We start from the raw sequence: 5,544 nt of genomic DNA, 5'->3' as shown, positions 1-5,544 counted from the left end.
AAAATGATTAAATAGTAGATTTTACTTAATGATAATTATGACAAAGTAGGGGGATTTATAGTTCAAAATAAGTATAATACTATATTATCGTACAAATACAGATGGATTAGTAAATGGAGATGGGGGATTAAATGGATACATATTGGTTAGATGGTTGGACTCTTATATATATGGTAGGAATTATATTTGCTGTTGGAAGTCTCGTTATATCTTTTAAAGCTTCAATAATAGTCCTATTTTCAATCTCAAATGTTTTGAGTTTACTCTGTGTAGGTTTCTTTATTTATAGTCTGGTAGGTATTAGACGGTGGGAAGGTTTAATATTAGGATTTGTTACCATAAGCATTTTCTTAGGAACATGGATAGGGACTATAATTGGAATTATTATAAGAAGTTTATTTATTAAAAAATAAAAAAATATGGGGGTAAAAATGAAAAATTTATCAACTGTATTATTAGTGATAGGATTATTACTTTATTATTTTGAATTACGGTCAACTTCCTATGATTTTATAGCTATTATAGTTATGGTTTTAGGATTATTTCTATCGTTTAAAGAGTCAAGGGAAAATAGATGACATTATATCAGCTAATGAATTTCACAATATATTCAAAATGAAAGGATATTTTTGTAAAGTCGGAGTAAAATGAGTTATCCAGCTGAGGTGATAAATTGAAAATGGCAAGAATACCGAAAATAACAGTAATGTTAGGAATTATATCATTTATAATAGCTTATATAGTACCTTATGACGGCTTGGAAGTCATATTGGGGCCAGCCCTTAGGCCTTTAGGATTTGTAACTTTGTATCTTAATCCTATCTTAGGTATAGTAGGAAGTGGATTCAGTATATATAAAAAACAATGGCTATACCTTCTATTAAATATAGTTTTAATATTTAGCTTTTTTATAATTTTGGTTATAGGATATGAATTTATATAATAGAAAATTAGAATATAATTATGAACTACAGGAGGGGAATAAATGAAAGTTAAAATAATATATTCATTTTCATATGATAAATTAGAAGAAAGGATTAACTCGTTCTTAGGAAAAAATGAAGATAAAATTGAAGTTATAGATATCAAATGGAAAACCTTTATAGAACATTATGTAATGATAGTTTATAAAATAAAATAGATATTTATATATCGGGTATTTGTAGAAAAATTTGTAGTAATAAAAGTTAAAGTTAGAAGGAGTTGAGTAAATATGTCTGACAAAAATAATAGTAATAAAGATAATAATAGATATCATTATATCACTCTTGGAATTCCATTTGGATTAATGGCAGGTACTATATTGGGTTCAATATTTGATAGCATAGCCATTGGCTCTGGGCTTGGTATGCTTCTTGGAATGTTTATAGGTTTTTTAATGGATTATAATAAAAATGATATAAAAAAAATATACTTGATTAAAATTATTAAAATCGTATCAATAACAGTTATAGGTATAATTCTTATATCGTTAATACCTAAAATTATTGATTATTTATGGTAATTTAACTGTTAATATATAAATTTACTGTTTCACAATCTTATATATTATGAAGTAGTAGAATCAAAAGGAGAATACAAATGAAAAATAAAAAAATTGTACTTTTTATAGTCATAGGATTATCAATACTTACATTCATAGCATGTAGAAAAGACAGTCAAGAAAATCAAAATTCTATAAGTGAAATAAAGAAAAATCAGCAAGTAGAAGATAATTTGGACCAAGTTGATAATACAAACAAAAAAGATTCACTAGATTCAAAAATTGAAATAAAAGAAAATAAAAATATTGAGGAAGATAATACAAAAAATATAGTAACAAGAGTAGAAGGAAGAAGAAAAGAGTTTATAGAAAGATTAGATAACATCCAAAAAGAACTTGATGATTTACCAGAAAAGAAGGATTCAGATGCTGGAGTAACAAATGCTATGAAAAATTATTATGGAAAATCCTACGAAATGTACGATGAACAATTAAATGAAATTTATGCTTTACTAAAAAAGGAGTTATCTTCAGAAGTAATGAAAGGTTTAAAAACGGAACAAATTAAATGGATAGAACAGAAGGAAGATATAGCAAATAAAGAGAGACTAAAATATAATGGAGGAACTTTTGAAAATGTTGCATATTATATGTCTTTATATGAATCTACAAAAGAAAGATGTTATGAATTAGTTAACGAGTATATGATAGATTGAAAAACAGAAATAAATATATTAACTGGATTGTTTTTATACTTAGTATTGTATCAATTTTAATTTCATTAAAATTGCTTTGGAATATGGGAATCTATGTATATGAGCATGGCACTTCACCCAATATCGTATATGGTGGAGACTTTTGGCTGAATATGGCTTGGGTAAGACTTTTTATATTGGGAGTTTTATCTATAATTTCTGGAATTAAATTATTTAATAGTGAACATAAGTAAAGAATAAAATTTAGTTAGATTTGTTACATGTTTTTTATATATCGTGAAACTATTACAAAAGTTAAAGGGGAAAAGATAAGATATGGGATATTCATTAAGGAGTGAATTTATAGTTATAATAGGAATACCAATATATTTAGTAGTATTTGCTATCCATATATTTAAAAGATATAAAAAGAATATAAAGATTAAGTGGTTTAGAGAGTTAGTAAAATTTGTTTTTGTAATATATGTTCTAATGTTAATGTCAGTTACCTTATTTCCAATATATATAGGAATTGATCATGATCCTAATTACTATAGATTACCGATTAATTTAATACCCTTTAAAAATGTAATTAAAGAAATAGGTATGATTGGAACTTCTTATGGAGGAGATATTGTTTTTCATATAAAGTTAATATTAAGAAATGTAGTAGGAAATACAATATTGTTACTTCCATTAGGGGTGATGTCACCAATAATATGGGGAAAATTCACTAGAGTAAAAATGATAATTCTAGAAGGACTGATAGTATCTATATTTATAGAGTTACTACAATTGATTGAAATATTATCTGGAATTGCTTTTATGAGAGCAGTTGATATTGATGATTTGATATTAAATGTTTTAGGAGTAATAATTGGCTATTTAATATACAAACTTACATTCTATATATCTAATAAGTATCATATTAAGTCAATAATGAATTTATTTGCAGAAAGTACAAAAGAACATCCTTCAGATGGAACTGATTAAGGTTGTAGTATTAGGATTATGAGAACTAACTATAAAAGGAGAGGGTTAATCTTACTATGATAAAACTCAAAGAAAAATTACCGAATGAGATTTTAAGTATAGTTGCTTCAATTTTTTAGCTTATAGAAGACAAAAGATATCACAGTATTTCCTAGGAATTCTTTATAGACTTTTTTTATTTTTCTTATTTGTTATAATTTTGACGGTTTGTATCGGATAGATACAATAAAAAAATTTTAAGAGGTCGCAGTATTTTAAGGTTTAATATAAGTGCAACTACAGGTTGACAAAAAAGCAAATAGAAATTGGTAGTATGATAACTGAAGAATATATATACTTTAAGAGAGGTGAGATAAATGAAATTTTCAGGAAGGTTAAAAGTATTAAGAAAAGAAAAAGGATTATCACAAGAGAAACTTGCAGAATTGTTAAATGTATCTCGACAATCAGTTTCAAAATGGGAGGCTGGTCAAACATATCCTGAAATAGATAAACTGATAATATTAAGTGATTTTTTTAATATAACATTAGATGATTTAATAAAAGGGAAAAGTACAGAAGGGAATATTATCAGTAATAATAGTAAAATTGATGAAAAGGATGAGGATAGTGATGAAAATTTCATTATAGGAGGATTCATTATAGGAATATCCTTTGGAATTATTACTGGTAATTTTATGTTAGGAACAGTAGGTGCTTTCATAGGAATTGGAGTACCTTATATTATTAAAGGAATTAAAGGAATAATTAATACTTGAAAATGATACTATATTCTTAATAATTCTTATAACTTTATCTTATGACATATAATGTGCTTTCTTTGACATGAGTCGCTTACCTAAAGGTGAACTAATTACTCAAGAAACATCTCTCAATAGTACATATACCATTAAAGCGTATAAATCAGATGGTGGAGCAACTATTAGTTATGCTATCTTAGGAGAATTAAATCATAATAAAGAAATGTTATTTTAAAGGTGGAAAAGTGAATGAGAAAGTTGATAACGCCACTAGGTACTTTATCTATATTTTTTGATGATATTGAAATTAACTATGAGGCAATTAGATTGGGTAAAAATACAAAATTATTTCCGAATATTGAGGGTAGATATAAAATAACAGTAGGGTATAATAGTGATAATATACGACATAAAATTCATTGTATTATTAATAATCTTGATTATAGTAAGGTTGAACAAGTAGTTGAATCTGGAGAAGGCCTTGAGTGTCAATCATTTTATCTAGACAAAATAAAATTATCAATTGGAATAGAGTGTGATGTAGGATATTTTCATACAGGAGAAAGGATTGGTACTTATGATTATGATAGTCTATATTTAGAAAATGGAATGGGGTATGATATTTTACAAGATACAAAATCACAGGAGTTTGTTTTCTTTATTGCATGGATAACAGAAAGTACTGATGATACTGAAGTTGAAACTTGGTTTGCAGCAGATCCAACTATGATATAGAATTTTCAGATTATAATTTAATATTATAGATTTGCTCTTTATGGAATTTAATAAAATTATAGTTAGTAATAATAGGGAAATCAGAGTCACTTACGGAATATAATTAAATATGATAGGTGATAACAATGAAGAATAAATACAATTACATTATATACTCCCTCTGCTAAATCAATAGCCTTCTGTCAAACTTTTAACTTTTGAAAATCTCTAATGTTGCTTACTTGAACTTTACTCATAAAAAATCATAATTCATAATATTTATAAATAGTGAGACTCAGTTTTGTTGATAAAATAGAAGCGTTTTACAAGAAGTGTCAAGAAAAAAATCTTTTAATAGGAAATTTCGAGAGAGAAGGATATATCAAAGTCTGGAAAGAATGGAACTATAGAAGACATCTCAAAACTGTTTAATAGTAATGGTATTTGTTCCTAATATTCATGTTTACACAACAACAGAATTATATGTGTTACTAAAAAGCAATTCGGGAGGTATGGGGCTGTAGATGGATTTAGAAGTAGAAACATTGAAACTACTTAATTGGGGTTTCCATATAGTTTATATATTAAGTGTAGGTGTCTTAATAAGATTATGGTTAAAAGATTATAAAAATAAAGCCTATATGTGGTTTTATGCACAATTATTCATTTTATATCTTAGTGTTCAAAGATTTTTTAAATTCATGAAATTACAGCCTGAAACTCCTCATATTATGATATCAGAAGAGAATTCACTACTTCTGGGAACTGCAGGACTGTATTGGGGAATTAGCATGTGTTTTATGATAATTGGGGTTTGGTATTTATCCAAAAAAGATAAAAGTTAAGAGACATTCTCTAAACTACGCAGTAAAATGATTAAATAGTAGATTTTACTTAATGATAATTATGACAAAGTAGG

Annotated in this window: 12 protein-coding genes; all 12 read left to right on the top strand. The window is 26.2% G+C overall.

Annotated elements, in window-relative coordinates; genetic code table 11:
* Positions 1–131 precede the first annotated feature (131 nt).
* Entirely contained in the window at positions 132–413 is a 282-nt protein-coding gene (locus GOQ27_RS03695; RefSeq protein WP_203365480.1) for a YesK family protein, read from the top strand.
* A gap of 18 nt (positions 414–431) precedes the next feature.
* The gene (locus GOQ27_RS03690; RefSeq protein ID WP_203365479.1) at positions 432–578 is read left to right on the top strand and encodes a hypothetical protein; all 147 of its coding nucleotides are present in this window, start codon (positions 432–434) and stop codon (positions 576–578) included.
* A 101-nt stretch (positions 579–679) separates the two neighbouring features.
* Complete coding sequence (locus GOQ27_RS03685; RefSeq protein ID WP_203365478.1) at positions 680–943, top strand: hypothetical protein; 264 nt, start codon at positions 680–682, stop codon at positions 941–943.
* A 42-nt stretch (positions 944–985) separates the two neighbouring features.
* Entirely contained in the window at positions 986–1,141 is a 156-nt protein-coding gene (locus GOQ27_RS03680) for a hypothetical protein (RefSeq protein ID WP_203365477.1), read from the top strand.
* Positions 1,142–1,213: 72 nt separating this feature from the next.
* Positions 1,214–1,504, top strand: a complete 291-nt coding sequence (locus GOQ27_RS03675; RefSeq protein WP_203365476.1) for a glycine zipper domain-containing protein — start codon at positions 1,214–1,216, stop codon at positions 1,502–1,504.
* A gap of 77 nt (positions 1,505–1,581) precedes the next feature.
* Positions 1,582–2,199, top strand: coding sequence for a lysozyme inhibitor LprI family protein (locus tag GOQ27_RS03670; RefSeq protein WP_203365475.1), 618 nt, complete (start codon positions 1,582–1,584; stop codon positions 2,197–2,199).
* On the top strand, positions 2,196–2,432 hold the full coding sequence (locus tag GOQ27_RS03665) for a hypothetical protein (protein ID WP_203365474.1): 237 nt from the start codon (positions 2,196–2,198) through the stop codon (positions 2,430–2,432). The genes GOQ27_RS03670 and GOQ27_RS03665 overlap by 4 nt, the downstream gene beginning before the upstream one ends.
* A gap of 82 nt (positions 2,433–2,514) precedes the next feature.
* Positions 2,515–3,171 (top strand): VanZ family protein, encoded by a 657-nt coding sequence (locus GOQ27_RS03660; protein ID WP_203365473.1) that lies wholly within the window; start codon positions 2,515–2,517, stop codon positions 3,169–3,171.
* A gap of 356 nt (positions 3,172–3,527) precedes the next feature.
* On the top strand, positions 3,528–3,929 hold the full coding sequence (locus tag GOQ27_RS03655; protein WP_203365472.1) for a helix-turn-helix domain-containing protein: 402 nt from the start codon (positions 3,528–3,530) through the stop codon (positions 3,927–3,929).
* A 67-nt stretch (positions 3,930–3,996) separates the two neighbouring features.
* On the top strand, positions 3,997–4,146 hold the full coding sequence (locus GOQ27_RS03650) for a DUF5412 family protein (protein WP_203365471.1): 150 nt from the start codon (positions 3,997–3,999) through the stop codon (positions 4,144–4,146).
* Between the two features lie 14 nt (positions 4,147–4,160).
* A complete protein-coding gene (locus GOQ27_RS03645) occupies positions 4,161–4,646 on the top strand; it encodes a hypothetical protein (protein WP_203365470.1) in 486 nt (161 codons plus the stop codon).
* A 503-nt stretch (positions 4,647–5,149) separates the two neighbouring features.
* On the top strand, positions 5,150–5,470 hold the full coding sequence (locus GOQ27_RS03640) for a hypothetical protein (RefSeq protein WP_203365469.1): 321 nt from the start codon (positions 5,150–5,152) through the stop codon (positions 5,468–5,470).
* The last annotated feature ends 74 nt before the right edge of the window (positions 5,471–5,544 follow it).

Source organism: Anaeromonas frigoriresistens (assembly GCF_016820655.1).
GTDB lineage: Bacteria > Bacillota > Clostridia > Tissierellales > SIT17 > Anaeromonas > Anaeromonas frigoriresistens.
This window is presented reverse-complemented; position numbering and strand designations above follow the sequence as displayed.